Source organism: Arsenophonus sp. aPb (genome assembly GCF_029873475.1).
In the GTDB taxonomy this organism is placed as follows: domain Bacteria; phylum Pseudomonadota; class Gammaproteobacteria; order Enterobacterales; family Enterobacteriaceae; genus Arsenophonus.
Genome location: NZ_CP123499.1, coordinates 1,715,695 through 1,732,473, shown reverse-complemented (window position 1 = coordinate 1,732,473; position 16,779 = coordinate 1,715,695). Strand labels below are relative to the sequence as shown.

Sequence of the window (16,779 nt, the reverse complement as noted above, 5' to 3'; positions counted from 1 at the left end):
ACCCTAACTGAAAATAAACCGGTTCCAAGGGTTGTTTAAGATAGCGTTAAAATAATCAATGTTTCTCAGCTAATTTTCAATTATTAAAATATACGGCGGGTTAGACCGAATGTATCGATGACTTTAGCTGAGATCTCTTCAACAGAGTAATTAGTTGTATTTAAATAATGAATATTGTGTCTTCTAAATAAAGCTTCCACCTCAGTTAATTCTATCCGACATTGACGTAAAGATGCATAACGACTTTTTTCACAACGCTCTTCACGAATAGCCGCTAGTCGCTCAGGACTAATCGTTAAACCAAAAAGTTTATTCATATAAGGCTTTAATGCAGAGGGTAATTGCAAATTATCCATATCATCTGCGGTGAAAGGATAATTGGCAGCCTGAATAGCAAATTGCATCGCTAAATAGAGGCTGGTTGGTGTTTTACCACAACGGGAAACACCCAATAAAATTACTTGAGCCTGATCGAGATTTTTTAATGATATGCCATCATCGTGCGCCAATGTATATTCAATCGCTGCAATTCTAGCATCATATTGATTTAGATTAGATAGTCCATGGGTACGGTTGAGCTTTGGTTCAGGTTTTAAGCCAATTTCTTGCTGGATCGGATCAATTAAAGATTGGACGATATCATAACAACAGCCGGCACTAGTGGTAATAATTTTTTTTACTGTTGGCGAGATAATTGAGTAAAAAACCAACGGGCGAATATGGGTTTTAGAATAGATTTGATCAATTCTTTGTTTTATTTCTGTGGCACGTTTTTCAGTGGTGACAAACGGTAGTGTATAAGAAGAAAAATGGAGTGGAAATTGCGATAAAACAGCATGACCTAGCGTCTCTGCAGTAATAGCAGTTCCGTCGGAGATAAAAAAAACACAGCGTGCTAAATTTTTAGCGTGATAATTATCCATTGGTTAATTTTCCTTTTCATTTTATTCTATTTTTAAAAAGTAAAATAATAAAGATTAAATGTAAAAATTTGTTAGTCGAATGATAGATTATATGGCGTTAAAAAATATTATTATGAGCTTGATCGATTCACCATTCCATTTTTGGTTCAACATTATGTTAGTCTTAGCGATGAGATAGTTTTACCAACTAACTAACATATTTACACTTCTATGAATTTTAATAAGGGTTCTTTTTCAATGTCTGATAATGGCCGTACTTCAAGCAATATACTTTGGTATAACCAGCTTACTATGAATGATGTTGATTTAGTTGGCGGAAAGAATGCTTCGTTAGGTGAAATGATCACACATTTAGCTGCTCTGGATGTTCTGGTACCAAATGGCTTTGCTACTACCGCTCGTGCTTTCAATGATTTTTTAGAACAAGGTGATGTTAATCAACGTATATACCAATTATTGGATGAAATTGATATTGACGATGTAGATCAATTAGCCAAAGCGGGTAGCCAAATCCGGCAATGGATCATTGATACCCCTTTTGGCTCTAAATTAGAAAAAGATATCCGTCAGGCTTTTTTGCAATTATCCGCCGATGAAGCTGATATTTCCTTTGCAGTACGCTCTTCTGCTACTGCTGAAGATATGCCAGATGCTTCTTTTGCTGGACAACAAGAAACTTTTTTGAACGTGAAAGGTATTGATGCGGTAATGGTCGCTATCAAACATGTTTTTGCTTCGCTATTTAATGACCGAGCTATCTCATATCGTGTCCATCAAGGGTATGATCATCGTGGTGTGGCGCTTTCTGCCGGAATCCAACGTATGGTACGTTCTGATTTAGCTTCTTCGGGCGTGATGTTTACTATAGATACTGAATCCGGTTTTGATCAGGTTGTTTTTATTACCTCAGCGTGTGGTCTTGGCGAGATGGTTGTTCAAGGTGCGGTAAATCCTGATGAATTTTATGTGCATAAACCGACATTAAAAGCGGGGCGTCCAGCTATTGTGCGCAGAACGTTAGGCTCAAAAAAAATGCGGATGGTTTATGCCGATAATCATCAACATGGTAAGCAAGTAAAGATTGAAGAGGTAGCGGAAAAACAACGAAATTGTTTTTCTTTAGCTGATCATGAAGTTGAAGCGCTTGCTCATCAAGCATTATTAATTGAGCAGCACTATGGCCGGCCGATGGATATAGAATGGGCTAAAGATGGCCATAATGGTAAATTATATATCGTCCAGGCGCGACCTGAAACTGTCCGCTCTAATCAGCAGATAATGGAACGCTATCAAATAAAAAAAACCGGTAAAGTATTAGTAGAAGGGCGTGCGATTGGTCAACGTATTGGTGCAGGAGCGGTTAAAGTTATTCATGATATTAGTGAAATGAGTTGTGTGCAGCCAGGTGATGTTTTGGTTACTGATATGACTGATCCTGATTGGGAACCTATCATGAAGCGAGCGGCTGCTATTGTCACTAATCGTGGCGGACGTACTTGTCATGCCGCGATTATTGCACGTGAGTTGGGTATTCCAGCTGTGGTTGGCTGTGGTAATGCGACTGAGCACTTACAAGATGGCCAATTAGTGACAGTCTCTTGCGCTGAAGGCGATACTGGTTTTGTTTATGCTGATAAATTGCCATTTGAGATCAAAAGTTGTCAGGTAGATAAAATGCCAGCGTTGAAGGTGAAAATCATGATGAATGTTGGTAATCCTGATCGGGCATTTGATTTTGCTTGTTTACCTAATGATGGGGTGGGTTTGGCACGTTTGGAATTTATTATCAATCGCATGATCGGAGTGCATCCCCGTGCTTTATTGGAATTTGAGCAACAAACGACTGAGTTACAGGCTGAAATTCGAGCACTAATGTTAGGTTATCAGGATCCCGTAGAGTTTTACATCGGTCGCTTAACAGAGGGAATTGCAACACTAGCGGCAGCATTTTGGCCGAAACGGGTAATTGTCCGTTTATCTGATTTTAAATCAAATGAATATGCTAACCTAATTGGTGGTGATCTTTATGAACCGCATGAAGAAAACCCAATGTTAGGTTTTCGGGGCGCTGGTCGCTATGTGGCCGATAGTTTTCGCCAATGTTTTGCTCTTGAGTGTGAAGCGGTCAAGCGGGTGCGAAATATCATGGGACTAACCAATGTTGAGATTATGATCCCATTTGTCAGAACTGTTGCTCAAGCTGAAGCTGTTATTGAAGAGTTAGCACATCATGGCTTAAAACGCGGTGAGAATGGTTTGAAAATTATCATGATGTGTGAAATCCCATCAAATGCCCTATTAGCAGAACAATTTCTTGCCTATTTTGATGGATTCTCCATTGGTTCAAATGATATGACGCAATTAACACTCGGGCTAGATCGTGATTCTGCTATTATCTCTTCGCTATTTGATGAGCGCAATGAAGCGGTTAAGGCATTGATATCGATGGCAATAAAGGCCGCTAAACAACAAGGCAAGTATGTAGGTATTTGTGGTCAAGGTCCTTCTGATCATCAGGATTTTGCACAATGGTTAGTGAAAGAAGGGATTGATAGTCTTTCGCTTAATCCTGATACGGTGATGAAAACATGGTTATCACTGGCGGAAAATGATTAGCACTAATTAATTTTTTATTCACTAATTTGTCTTGCAAACTGAGTCTGAAAATGAAAAACAGCAGACTCAGTTGATTATGATCCATATTTGCTATTTATCCCTTTAACTGGCTATTATCGATCAAAATACATTAGTCAGTGGTGTAAAAATATTTGCGGAACCTTCTTGTCTGGATGAATTTTCACATAAAGATTAGCTCTGTACCAGCGGCGTAAATTTTCTTCTGTCATGACTTGTTGCGGTGTGCCGACACTAACCAGTTGACCCTGATGCAGTAAATAAATGCGATCTGCATATAATGCTGCCAGGTTTAGATCATGCAATATGCAACAAACACCAATAGATTGTTGACGATTTAAACGATGTAATAAGCGTAAACTTTGTTGCTGATGATAGAGATCAAGTGCTGAGGTTGGTTCATCCAAAAATAAGTAGCTATTATTGGGCTCAGGATGCCAAAGTTGGGCGATAACACGGGCTAATTGCACACGTTGCTGTTCTCCGCCGGATAGTTGTTGGTAATTTCGATAGCGTAATGCCAGGCAGTCAGTTTGTATCAATGCACTTTCGATAGCTTGATTGAAGCAATGACTTGCATGAGGACTTCGTCCCATCGCCACAATTTCTTCAACACTAAAGGGAAAGTTGAGTTGGTGCTGTTGGTGCATTACCGCGCGTTTACGCGATAATTTATTGATATCCCAAGTTGCTAGCGATTTCCCTTCTAATAAACAGTCTCCCGTATGTGGTGTAAGAAAACCGGTTAATAAACGTAGTAAAGTCGATTTTCCAGCACCATTAGGCCCGATAATAATACTTATTTGGTTGTGATAAAGTGACAGTGATAAATCATCAATAATATTTTGACTATTTACGCGATAGCAGAGTCGCTTTGCTTCAATAAAAGGTATAGAGGAACGGCACATAATTTTATCACTAACCTTGTGACTGTTTTAAAATAAGATAGAGAAAATAAGGAGCACCAATTAGTCCAGTAATTAAGCCTACTGGAATTTCCGCTGGTGTGGCTAATGTACGCGCGATGGTATCAGCGACAAGTAGTAGAGCAGAGCCTGCCAAAGCGGAAGCCGGTAATAACCATTTATGATTAGCGCCAAAGGTCATTCTAATCAGATGCGGCACGACTAAGCCAATAAAACCAATTATTCCACTTAGCGCTACAGCACAACCAATTAAAAGTGAGCTTAGTACTAACAGGATAAACTTGCTTTTTTTTACTTTTAAGCCGAGATAATATGCTTCTTCATCGCCTAATTGTAATAAATTAAGTGTCATACTTTGTTGTAAGACTATAAACATGGTTAGTGAAATGATGCTAGCGGCAATTGCTAATATGGCACCATTATTTTGACTTAAGGAGCCCATCATCCATAATGTCAAGCTGCGTAACTGTTGGTCATCGCTAACGTAGCTAAGTACGCCAATGAAAGATACGCATAATGTATTAATCGCTATGCCTGACATAAGTAATTTTGTTAATTGACCATTTGAATAGTGGGTTAATGAAAAAATAACTATTGCAACGATAAAGCCGCCAACAAAAGCGGCGATCAGATAACCATAATCACTTAGTAGTGAAGAAATAGGCAAGGGAAGAACAATAAAAAGCGCAACGCTAAGGGCAGCTCCGCTACTAATGCCAAGTAAGCCCGGATCGGCTAATGGATTACGAAATAACCCTTGCATAATAGCACCCGCAACCGCTAATGCGCAGCCGACTAATAATGCCAATAAAATACGGGGTAAGCGAATAGTTAGCCAAATTTGCCAATGATTATCTGTTAAGGGTAATTGCCAAAGTGTGTTAAATGACAGAGACATAGCACCTACATTTGCCGCCAGTAAGGCAATTAAAATAACAATGCAAAATAAAATGAATAATCTCAATTTTGGATAAGCGAATTGTTTCATCATTTATTGGTTTTTTCCAAAGCATCGCGTATTTGTTTCATAACGCTCGGCGTTGATAGTCCAAATCCGAGTAGCCCTAAATCATTAACCACTAGTAATGCTTTGTTTTTTTCGGCAGGTGTCATATTAATACCAGGTAATTGCCAGATTTTTTCTATCCCCCCCAAGGAACGAATCCCTTCAATGGTAATTAAAATCCAATCGGGTTGACTGGCAATAATTGCTTCTTGAGAGAGTGGCAGATAACCGTTAAAACCTTGTAATGCATTTTGGGCACCGACCGTTGAAATAATACTATCTGCTGCAGTGCGTTGACCGGCGACAAGAGGCACAGTGCCATTATGGCTGAATATGAAAATGATTTTTTGTTGTAGAGGAGTCGTATTAATTAATGACAATTGCTCATTAAGTTTATTGATGAGCGCTTCTCCTTTTTGAGGTTGTTCTATAGCATTAGCAATGGTACGAATTTTTTCTGGTATGGCTGCCAGAGTAGGGGCTCCTGTCACTTTTATTATCTTAACACCTGTTTGTTGAATTTGTTTTAGAGCGAAATCGGGTTTTGCCTGTTCACTTGCTAAGATCAAAGTTGGGTATAGCGATAAAATGCCTTCCGCATTTAACATACGCATATAACCGACGTCAGGGAGCTTTAATACCGAGTCTGGTTGACGACTGCTACTATCGCGAGCAATAACCTGTTTTCCTTCATTAAGGGCAAAGATAATTTCAGTAATATCCCCACCGAGCGTGATAATGCGTTCACTCGCTTGAGAACAAGGAATGAGTAAAGAGATGATGATTGAGAGAAGCCATAATTTCATATTATGTTTAACTCCTGATATTATATTTTAGTTAAGGTTGAAATTTGCTTCTGCCAATCTAATTGTTCATGTTCTCCTTCCGTACGTTGACCAAATAATTGAATGATATGATCGCCATGATTATCAAAAATTTCCAGGCTGGTGACTATACCATCCTTGGTTGGTTTACGTGTTACCCAACTTTTAGCAATACCAGTTTCAATTACATTGAGTGAGAATTTTGGATTTAAAACATTAATTTTTTGTAGTGCACTTTGTTTGTCATGATAAGCGGCTAGTTTTTGAATGCATCCGGTAAATATTTGCATGCATCCAAGGCTGCCGACAAAGATCATAATTTCATTTTGCTGATTAAAGGCGCTATGTAGAATTTGGTAGAGAGCATGATTATCAACTTGATAAGCAAGTTCGTCGCTGACCGCGTCGAAGATTTGTTGTCGTTTAACATTATATTTTTGCAATAGTTGAAAAAATTGATGAACATTTGTCATGTTACGCCAATCGGTTTCTAGTTGTTTTTTTACCGCTTGATTAATTTGTGGTGGTTGTGGATGGACAGTAGTAGGACGCAAATTTAATGCTGGATTTGAGGTCATCTGATATTGTTTAATCAACTTATACCAAACCGCCATATTGGTTTTTTCAGTAGCATAGATCTTATGTACGGCATTACCATGGTTATCAAAAAACTGAATACTGTGTTGTAAATTATCGGAAGATGTCTCAGTCAAGGCAAAGCTGATTGCCCAGTGTTCAAGAAATATACGCAAATCAAGCTCTCTGGGATTAAGTACGATACCTGTCTGGTTGTTTAAACGAACATTTTTAAATTCACCAATATGGATGTGAGTAGCATATTTATTAGCGGTAATCGCTTTTATTTCCCCTAAATTCGCCAGTTCAGGTAATAATAGTGTTATGTCTACATTTAACCGTTTAGCATCATCCGCATTAACACATGCATAGATCAATTCTGCTTCTGTAACATTTAAATAGTTTGCCGATTCTGCAATCGATTGTAGGTTATTTTGTTGTTTTGCTTGCTGGTAACGGTTATAAAGTGAATCGTTCATACTGTCATTTCCTTATTATGTATATAGTGTTGATCCATATATTTATTACTATCATTAACCTGCTATGCCTGATGCTAAACATCGGCATAAATTATTGCTTCTCACTTGTCTGTTAACCTAAAATCCTGTTTGCTAGCACTAATAGCTTAAATAGAAATCTTTGGCTCTATAAACCCCTTGTTGCTGTAGATTGTCTGATTTTTGCTGTTTTGTTTGTTTTTTGCGCTAAATAACCTATTTATGACAAGATTTTGATCGGATAAAGCGAGAGAGTGCGATAAAAATTAATTGTCATGAGTAAAATAAGTAATCAATTACTCATGACTTAGAAGTAGACATAATAAAAATAATTACCAGCGATAATTTATTTTAAAATGTATATTCCTGCCTTCTTGTGGAACACCTAATGATGAGCTATATGTCTTATTAAAGGCATTGGTTAATGATAGGGTGGTATCTATGCCTGATAACTTACCATCACCTTGATAACGGATATAAACATCATTAACACCATACCCCGCTTGTTGTATAATAGGTTGCGAATATTTATCTTTACCGGTTTTACGATCGCCGGAACGATTGGTTTTTGCGGCAAATTGTCCAACCCAACCTAAGAAAAAACCGCTATTAGCCAGCGGTATATCCAATGAAGCGGTTAAACTTTCTGGACGAATTGATGAAATGCTCATGCCTGTTATCGTATCTTTAGCATGAGTGCGATTGTAAGCGAGCGCAGCATTAAACTAAGGAGTGGTATAGTTAAGACTACTGTCGATACCATGAATAACCACAGATGGTGTATTAATGCTTATTGTTTTTCCTAACGGTGGAATAATGCCATAGACTTCAGTCTTGATGTAATTAGTTGCTTTAGTATCAAAAACAGCTGCTCGCCATTGTAAACGGTCATTAGTTAGTAACTTATTATCAAACCGTAAACTTACTCCGTATTCAATTGTCTGATTTCGTTCAGGTTGTAAATTCGGGTTTGGTTTGAAGTAATTCCGCGCGAAGTGTTTGGAATCATTATAAATTTCATTTAAGCTAGGTGTTCTGTAACCTTCTGCATAAGAACTAAAAAGTTCCAACCAGTGTGTTGGGGTAAAACTAACTGCGCCACGCGATGTCCATTGAGAATCCTGATTGCTATCGTATCTATCACTATCATTTCTATAGTTAGAGTAACGAGTACCGATAGAAAATGTGATTGGCAAGGTGTTTAATCGGATTTCGTCCTCTAACCAGACAGCGATATTACGTAATGTTGCTGGTGGAAAGAAATCTGCTTGTTCATTAGCCTGCTGCTGCTGCTGATTAAATTCGCTACCAATGTTGAAATGGTGAGTAGCAAATTGATCATGATCCCAGATAAAATAGTTAGTTATCTTGCTTCCTTTGCTAATGAGCGAGCGTTTTTCCTCATCATGCTTACTAATGCTAAAGAGCGAGCGTTTTATCTCATCAATGGGTTTTTGTTCGATTGTCACCTTACTGTAGTAAAGATCCCAATCTATAAGCCAATTTTCTGCTTGAAGAGGATAAATTTTCTGCGTTAATTGGATATCATATTGGCTAGTATTACGATCATAACGGCTATTTTTGTACTTGCTGGGTTCGACAACTTCTGGATTTTTTAGCTGTATTCCATCATTTTGATAATAGCGTAATTGAGCTGAAATCATATATGACGGAGTAATCATCCAGTTACCTTTAGCGAGTAGGTTGTGGATATCCTCCTTATTATAGGGTATTGAGCTATCACTTAAACGTGAGGATCCTTTTTTTCGTCTGCTTAAGGCCATTAATCCATCAACATGATGTGTTTTACCAAAAAGTAAACTACCATATTGATATCCCTGATCATTACGGCTATGGCTTAATGTCAAAATAGCGCCATGAGATTGTTCTGGTGCCAGCAGATCCCGAGCGTTAACTGTTTTTAGGGCAATTGTCCCACCTAATGCTCCACTACCATGTTGTAGGCTATTACTGCCTTGTATGGCAATTATTTTTTTTATATATATTGGGTCTAGAAATGTGCCAGTGATAGTCTCGGCATCAATATCTTGCCGAATACCATCAATGGTGATGAGAACGCCAGATCTTTCATAGCCACGCATGTTTAAAGTTTGCCCATTTGTGCTACCAATGCCTGAAAGACTTAGTCCAGGCGTTTTTTTTAATAAATCTAATGCATCAGATGCATATTGATATTTTGGCTGACTAGTATCAATGACAGTATATGTTTTAGCGGTAGTGGACATATAAGGCATAGCTTCATCAGCGTATACGATAATGGTTTTGTCGTCTGATTTTGACCAGGATTGTTGCGAAATGATCAGTCCGATGATACAAGGTACACTATATAGCGAGCACTTAATGTAATCGATTGATTTTAAGGCAGTTTTATGCTTGAGATCCATAGTATTCGTTCCTATAATTATAGTAGATCTAAACGTTGGCTGCCTGATAGTAGTTAGGTGGCTTGGTGTTGATTAAATTCTATTTGGTTAAAATCAATTTGCCTGCTCTTGTCTGGCGTAATTGATAAATTTCACCTTGATGGTAGATATTCGCAATTCCTTTTTGATTCAATAGATGTTGGCTATTAATGGTATTAATTACTGGGGTTGATATTTGCTTTATATCTGAATTAAGTAGATTACTTTGGCTGAGTTTATTCATATAAGTAGATTACTTTGGCTGAGTGTGTTGATATTGAAGAGATATAACCAAATAATGGTAATGATAATTATTATCATTATTGTCTTGTTGTTAATCAAGTTTTTCCCTCTATAGATAAACAGTAATAAAGTGAAATAATGATAAATATTTGCAAAATTTATTTTAAAAACAATGAAATAGAATTATTCTCATAAAAAGCGGTTGAAAAAATATAAATAATTTTTATAAATTAGAATTATTGTTTTATAGGATATTAGAATAATCAGTTATTTTTATCTGTTTTTTATAGTTTTTTATAGTTTTTTATAGTTTTTTATAGTTTTTTATTCATATATTGAACGGTTAAATAGATAATAAATATGTTTTTCAATCTAAATTCAATTATATAATAAAATAGTGTTTTTTAAATAATTAATTATATTTGTTTACATTATAAACAGAAGGTATCATTCCAAACTTTTATTTTGTTTTCATGATTTTTTATTCATTTATTTATTGTTAACTTTAGGTTATTTTTACTATTTTATTTATATTCAGTGAGGTTAAAAAAAATAATATAGTTTAATTTTGTAAATTATATGTTCAATTATATCTGGACAGATGACAGACCAGATTATGATATAAAATAAGGTTTATTTGCTGTTATAGAATAAAAATCAAATAATAATATATGGTATTAGATAGTCAATCGAACGGTAAATTAATAACAGGTAAAATTTATGTATGTTCTTTTATTAATCAATATTTTTCAGGTTTAATTAAAAATATGAATATTTGTGGGTAAGTATCTTATTTTATCAAAGTTACTCTTTAGACCCTATAAATATAATCCAATAATATTCTTATAAATCAATATATTATTATGTATTATATTGAATAATACAGAAAAAAAAAGCCTATCATGGGCTGACAGGCAAAGACTACACACAGCAATATTCTCTAGGTTTCATCATTTTTATATTGCATAATAATGCCAAAAATAAATGAAACTAATAATTCATAAACAGGTTAATCTATAAGCATTATATTAAGATAACTCTAAGGTTTTATCACTAAGAATTATCTCAATAAAAATTTTACTTTCAAGTGTAATTATATAAGATTATTATTTAATCATATTAATGTTAAAATTAATGGAATTTAATTACGTTCAATTAATCGATATTTTGGTAAATTTTTAACAGAACAATTTTCAAATAATTTAAGTATAATGATTAACAACAATATTAATTAAGACAATCTTTTTTATTTAAGAATCATTCTTATATAAATTAGTTTTGGTTAAATTGTTTGATAATTTGGTTGGTTTCTCGACCTCATTCATCCAGGCAGTTAGTAAATTATGCGAGACAGCTAAAACTACTGGGCCAATAAAAAGACCAATTACACCAAATGATAAAATTCCACCAATAACGCCAATTAAAATCAGGATCATTGATAAATTCGCACCCATCTTTATTAAGATAGGACGTAGTACACCATCCATTGTTGCGACAATGATGCTCCATACAATCATAATAATGGCCCAGCTGGTATCGCCTGACCAGAATAACCATATTATAGAGGGCACCATAATCAATAAAGGGCCAAGTTGGGCAACACAACATACAAAGATAAGAATTGTTAATATTGCAGCGTAAGGAACATCTGCTAAAGCTAAACCAATACCACTGGTAATCGCTTGTATTAATGCGGTTACAACAACACCTAATGCAACGGCACGGATTGATTGACCAGCGAGTAGAATAGCCGTATCGCCTCTTGTACCAGCCAGGCGAATGGCAAAATGTCGGATACTTGATATAACACTTTCACCTTTTAGATAGAGTAATGCACTAAATAGTAACATTACGATAAGATGAAACATAAAACGCCCGGCATTAATAGCTTGTGCTAAGAACCAACTGGTTGCTTCTCCAACATAAGGTTGTAGTTTAGCAATTAATGTGTTGCCACCATTCGCTACCAGTGTATGCCAACCATAAAAAAGTTTATTACCAATAAAGGGGAGATTTTTTAACCACAATAACTCAGGTAATCGAATTTCAGCCGGTGATTTGGCCCATTCAATTAGTGGGCCACTATTTTGTATAATGCTACCAATTAAGATTGCAAAAGGAATAACGAATAATAGGATTACTATTAGTGTCATCGCTATACTGGCTAGCCATTTTTTATGCCATAGTTTGCCTTCAATTTTTTTAAATAATGGCCAGGTTGCAATAACCACCATGCCTGCCCAGAGAAAACCAAGTATGAAAGGTTTTAATACCCAAAAACATGCTGTTATCATCAATAAAATAGCAATTATACTAAATATAAATTTGGGTAGATCATTAGGGGATTGCGCTTTTTCCATATATTAGCCTAATTATAAAAAATGACCGGTAGATATTCTCGATTGTCTATTAGATCAATAATCATGTTTTTGTAACTAATAAAAGTAGGGTGATAATGGAAACTGTATTGTTTACAAAATGTTAATTGCCAAAGTTTATCTGGTATGTACTCTCAATCAAAGATAGTACATAAAATGCAAAGTGAACACTAATTAAAAAGAGTTACTAATATCATGATCCCACGTATAGGACGCTCTCACCAAATCAGTCAACAGATAACGAAGTACTTTACTATATTAAAAGAGCAAGGTTTTAGCGGTGATTTAACGACTAGTTATGCTGAACGTTTATCAATGGCAACAGATAATAGTATTTACCAGCTTCTCCCTCAAGCTGTTGTCTATCCACGTTCGACTAGTGATGTTCAACTCTTGGCAAAACTAGCCAGCCATAAACAATTTCAGTCATTAACCTTTACGCCTAGAGGAGGTGGCACCGGGACCAATGGTCAGGCTTTGACTGAGGGTATTGTGGTTGATCTGTCGCGCTATATGCAAAAAATTTTGCAAATTGATGTGTCACAAAAATGGGTTAGGGTCGAAGCGGGCGTGATAAAAGATCAGCTTAATCAATTTTTGGCACCTTACGGTTATTTTTTCTCACCAGAATTATCAACCAGTAACCGAGCCACTTTGGGTGGCATGATTAATACTGATGCATCAGGTCAAGGTTCATTAGTTTATGGCAAAACATCGGATCATGTATTGAGTATTAAAGCCGTTTTACTGGGTGGCGAGGTATTAGAAACCTATCCAATGCCAGTTGAATCGGCGGAGTGTATTTCACAGCAGCAATCAACTATTGGCCGTATATATCGCACCGTTTATCAACATTGTCGTCAGCAGCGACAGCTAATTCTGGCTAAATTCCCGCGTTTAAATCGTTTTTTAACCGGTTATGATTTGCGTCACGTGTTTGACGATAGTATGACTCAATTTGATTTAACTCGAATTTTAACCGGCTCGGAAGGAACGCTGGCTTTCATTACCGAAGCTAAGCTAAATATTACCCCATTACCTAAAGTAAGACGATTAGTTAATATAAACTATGACTCATTTGATTCAGCGCTACGTAATGCACCGTTTATGGTGGCAGCCAATGCTTTATCAAGTAGAAACGGTAGATGCTAAAATTCTCTCTTTAGCGCGTCAAGATATTATCTGGCAGTCAGTAAGTAAATTGGTTAACGATGTGGATGAAAAAAAATATCAGCATTAAATATTGTTGAATTTAGTGGGGATAATGAAGAAAAAATTAATCAGCAATTAACCAGTTTATGCTCGCAATTGGATAAGCTAATCCAAGCAGGTAATTCTGGCATACTTGGTTATCAAATATGCCCTCATTTAGCAGATATTGAACGTATCTATACGATGAGAAAAAAAGCGGTTGGTCTATTGGCTAATACTAAAGGGTTAGCAAAGCCAATACCTTTCGTAGAGGATACTTGCGTGCCGCCAGAGCATTTAGCCGATTATATTGCTGAATTTCGTGCGTTGCTTGACCGTAATAATTTAGCTTATGGCATGTTTGGTCATGTTGATGCTGGAGTATTACATGTTCGCCCGGTAATGGATATGTGTGATCCTCAGCAAGAAGTATTAATGAAGCAAATTTCTGATCAAATTGTTCAACTTACAGCTAAATATGGCGGCTTATTATGGGGAGAACACGGCAAAGGTTTTCGCTCCAGCTATGGCCGACAATTTTTTGGTGACAAGCTTTATCAAATACTTTGTCAAATTAAAACTGCTTTTGATCCCTTTAATCAATTAAATCCAGGCAAAATATGCTCATCGCTTAATGTAGAACGTCCGTTAATACCGATCGATACAGTGAAAAGAGGGACTTATGATCGCATCATCCCTATTGATGTAAGGCAAACTTTTGAGCGTGTCATGGCATGTCATGGCAATGGTTTATGTTTTAATTTTGATGTTAATAGTCCAATGTGCCCTTCGATGAAAATATCACAACAACGCATTCATTCACCTAAAGGAAGGGCAACTTTAATGCGAGAGTGGTTAAGGTTACAGGTTAAGCAAGGCGTAAAGCTAGCGTTATTTGCCGAGGATATCAATAGTTATAAACTCTCTTGGCCGCAAAAAATAACACGCCTATACCATACCTTGCGAGCTAAGTGTGGACAATATGATTTTTCCCATGAAGTAAAAGAAGCGATGGCAGGCTGTTTAGCCTGTAAAGCGTGTTCAACTCAATGCCCAGTTAAAATTGATGTTCCCACTTTTAGAGCAAAATTTTTAGCGCTCTATTATAGCCGTTATTTGCGACCAATCAGTGACTATGTTGTTGCCAATATTGAATTGACTTTACCGTTAATGGCAAAACATCCACGTTGGTTTAATTTTATTTTACAGCAAAAGTGGGTACAAACTTTGGCTCACAGGGTGATTGGATTAACAGATTTTCCCCAGCTTTCTACGCCCAGCTTACAACAACAATTGGCTGCGCATACAGCATTATCACTGTCATTGTCGCAGTTAGAAAGTTTACCAGAAGAGAAGCGCAGCCAATTTGTTTTAATCGTCCAAGACCCCTTTACCAGCTATTATGATGCTAAGGTTGTTGCTGATTTTATCCATTTAATTGAAAGATTAGGTTATCGGCCGATATTATTGCCCTTTTCAGCTAATGGAAAAGCGTTACATATTAAGGGATATTTAACCCGTTTTGCCAAAACAGCACAAAAGACAGCGGATTTTCTTAACCGTTTAGCTAAATTATCAATTCCTATGGTCGGTATCGATCCAGCTTTAGTGCTCTGTTATCGCGATGAATATAGTCAAATTCTCGGTAATAAACGTGGTGATTTCGAGGTTAAATTAGTTAATGAGTGGCTGATAACAGCATTAGCGTCAAAGCCCGTATCGAAGTTAACAACTGAAAAATGGTATTTATTAGGGCACTGTACCGAAATGTCATTGTTTGCTGCTAGTGCTCAGCATTGGATTAAAATTTTTGCTCAGTTTGGTTGTCAACTTATTAATGTGAATGTTGGCTGTTGCGGCATGGCAGGAACTTATGGTCATGAAGTTAAACACTTGGCAAATTCAAAGGGAATTTATGCCTTATCTTGGGGAAATCAATTACAAAAATTACCCCAAAAACGTTGTTTAGCAACCGGCTATTCCTGCCGTAGTCAAGTAAAACGAATGGAAAAGGAAATAATAAAACATCCATTACAAGCATTATTGGAGATTATTAAATGATTTGGCAACGTCCTTACACCCTCGAAGAAATTAATAGTTGGAGTAAAAACAGCATGTTATCTCATTTGGGTATTGTTATGCTAAGTATCAGCGATGATACGATTGAAGCAACTATGCCGGTTGATCAACGTACCATGCAACCCTTTGGATTATTACATGGTGGTGCTTCGGTGGTATTAGCCGAATCCTTAGGCTCGATAGCCGGTTATCTCTGTACTCAAGGTGAGCAAAAAGTGGTGGGTAGCGAAATTAATGCCAGCCATATTAGGTCAGTATCTTCAGGCAAAGTGCGTGGCGTATGTAGTGCGATTCATCTAGGGCGACGGCAACAAATCTGGTCGATAAAAATCTTTGATGAACAATTAAAACTGAGCTGTATTTGCCGTTTGACAACCGCAATAATTTAATTGTGCGTGATTAAGAACAAAAGTAGATTTTTTTGCAACACTTTTTGTTCATCTGAAACATTTATAACTTTGCTAGTTAATTTTGTTTTTTTTAATTTATTTATCAATAAGTTAAGGTATATAATAAATTGGGAATTGTGAAATTATAGTAAAATAAATGCCACTTTTTGCTGAAAAAATACGCTAATAAAAATATCCTCTTAAAATAAATGGTTGAAGTGAGAAATGTTATCATTACCATATATAGTATTAAGCAAAAAAAGTCTAGTTACTTACATAGTATAATATAGTGAAAATATTAGTTTAGTGAGGTCGATAATGGCAGAGCATGTTGATACTTTTTCTTTAAATGAAACAACCTGGCAGGGCCTTACCATGACCGATAAAGCGGCTGCTCAAATTCGTAAATTAATGAAAAAAAATCCTGCTAGTCAAGGATTATCTCTTAATATCAAGCAATCAGGCTGTGCAGGATTTGGTTATGTCATTGCATTGATTGATAATCCAACCAAAGAATATTTGCTGTTTGAAAATAATGGCGCCAAACTTTTTGTACCTCTAAAAGCAATGCCATTTATTGATGGTACTGAGGTTGATTATGTTCGTGAGGGACTTAATCAAGTATTTAAATTTAATAATCCTAAAGCTCAGCACGCTTGTGGTTGTGGTGAAAGCTTTGGCATTTAAGCG

12 protein-coding genes and 1 pseudogene are annotated in these 16,779 nt (G+C 36.3%); 4 read left to right on the top strand and 9 right to left on the bottom strand.

Features of this window, described 5'->3' with window-relative positions:
* Positions 1–83: 83 nt before the first annotated feature.
* Positions 84–923 carry a pyruvate, water dikinase regulatory protein gene (locus QE177_RS07700; protein WP_280548469.1) on the bottom strand — a complete coding sequence of 280 codons (840 nt, stop codon included), beginning with the start codon at positions 921–923 and terminating at the stop codon, positions 84–86.
* 237 nt (positions 924–1,160) lie between these two features.
* Here QE177_RS07700 and ppsA point away from each other — a divergent pair, with 237 nt between their 5' ends.
* A complete protein-coding gene (gene ppsA / locus QE177_RS07695) occupies positions 1,161–3,539 on the top strand; it encodes a phosphoenolpyruvate synthase (protein WP_280548468.1) in 2,379 nt (792 codons plus the stop codon).
* A 134-nt stretch (positions 3,540–3,673) separates the two neighbouring features.
* Here the strand turns inward: ppsA and QE177_RS07690 are convergent, their stop codons facing one another.
* The 8 genes from QE177_RS07690 to ydiK all read right to left on the bottom strand — a co-directional run bounded on the left by QE177_RS07690 (position 3,674) and on the right by ydiK (position 12,412).
* On the bottom strand, positions 3,674–4,465 hold the full coding sequence (locus QE177_RS07690) for a heme ABC transporter ATP-binding protein (RefSeq protein WP_280548467.1): 792 nt from the start codon (positions 4,463–4,465) through the stop codon (positions 3,674–3,676).
* A 10-nt stretch (positions 4,466–4,475) separates the two neighbouring features.
* Entirely contained in the window at positions 4,476–5,471 is a 996-nt protein-coding gene (locus tag QE177_RS07685) for an iron ABC transporter permease (protein ID WP_280552240.1), read from the bottom strand.
* Positions 5,471–6,295, bottom strand: coding sequence for a hemin ABC transporter substrate-binding protein (locus QE177_RS07680; protein ID WP_280548466.1), 825 nt, complete (start codon positions 6,293–6,295; stop codon positions 5,471–5,473). The genes QE177_RS07685 and QE177_RS07680 overlap by 1 nt, the downstream gene beginning before the upstream one ends.
* Positions 6,296–6,315: 20 nt before the next feature.
* Entirely contained in the window at positions 6,316–7,368 is a 1,053-nt protein-coding gene (locus QE177_RS07675; protein WP_280548465.1) for a ChuX/HutX family heme-like substrate-binding protein, read from the bottom strand.
* A gap of 350 nt (positions 7,369–7,718) precedes the next feature.
* The gene (locus tag QE177_RS15705; protein ID WP_348519906.1) at positions 7,719–8,057 is read right to left on the bottom strand and encodes a hypothetical protein; all 339 of its coding nucleotides are present in this window, start codon (positions 8,055–8,057) and stop codon (positions 7,719–7,721) included.
* Positions 8,058–8,111: 54 nt separating this feature from the next.
* On the bottom strand, positions 8,112–9,791 hold the full coding sequence (locus QE177_RS07670; RefSeq protein ID WP_348519905.1) for a TonB-dependent receptor: 1,680 nt from the start codon (positions 9,789–9,791) through the stop codon (positions 8,112–8,114).
* A gap of 79 nt (positions 9,792–9,870) precedes the next feature.
* A complete protein-coding gene (hemP, locus tag QE177_RS07665) occupies positions 9,871–10,053 on the bottom strand; it encodes a hemin uptake protein HemP (RefSeq protein ID WP_280548464.1) in 183 nt (60 codons plus the stop codon).
* Between the two features lie 1,249 nt (positions 10,054–11,302).
* On the bottom strand, positions 11,303–12,412 hold the full coding sequence (gene ydiK / locus QE177_RS07660; protein ID WP_280548463.1) for an AI-2E family transporter YdiK: 1,110 nt from the start codon (positions 12,410–12,412) through the stop codon (positions 11,303–11,305).
* 213 nt (positions 12,413–12,625) lie between these two features.
* Here ydiK and QE177_RS07655 point away from each other — a divergent pair.
* The 3 genes and pseudogenes from QE177_RS07655 (at position 12,626) to sufA (ending at position 16,776) form a co-directional block, all read left to right on the top strand.
* Positions 12,626–15,682, top strand: a pseudogene (locus QE177_RS07655) (FAD-binding and (Fe-S)-binding domain-containing protein).
* On the top strand, positions 15,679–16,089 hold the full coding sequence (locus QE177_RS07650; protein ID WP_280548462.1) for a hotdog fold thioesterase: 411 nt from the start codon (positions 15,679–15,681) through the stop codon (positions 16,087–16,089). The pseudogene QE177_RS07655 and the gene QE177_RS07650 overlap by 4 nt, the downstream one beginning before the upstream one ends.
* Positions 16,090–16,407: 318 nt before the next feature.
* The gene (sufA, locus tag QE177_RS07645; RefSeq protein ID WP_280548461.1) at positions 16,408–16,776 is read left to right on the top strand and encodes a Fe-S cluster assembly scaffold SufA; all 369 of its coding nucleotides are present in this window, start codon (positions 16,408–16,410) and stop codon (positions 16,774–16,776) included.
* The last annotated feature ends 3 nt before the right edge of the window (positions 16,777–16,779 follow it).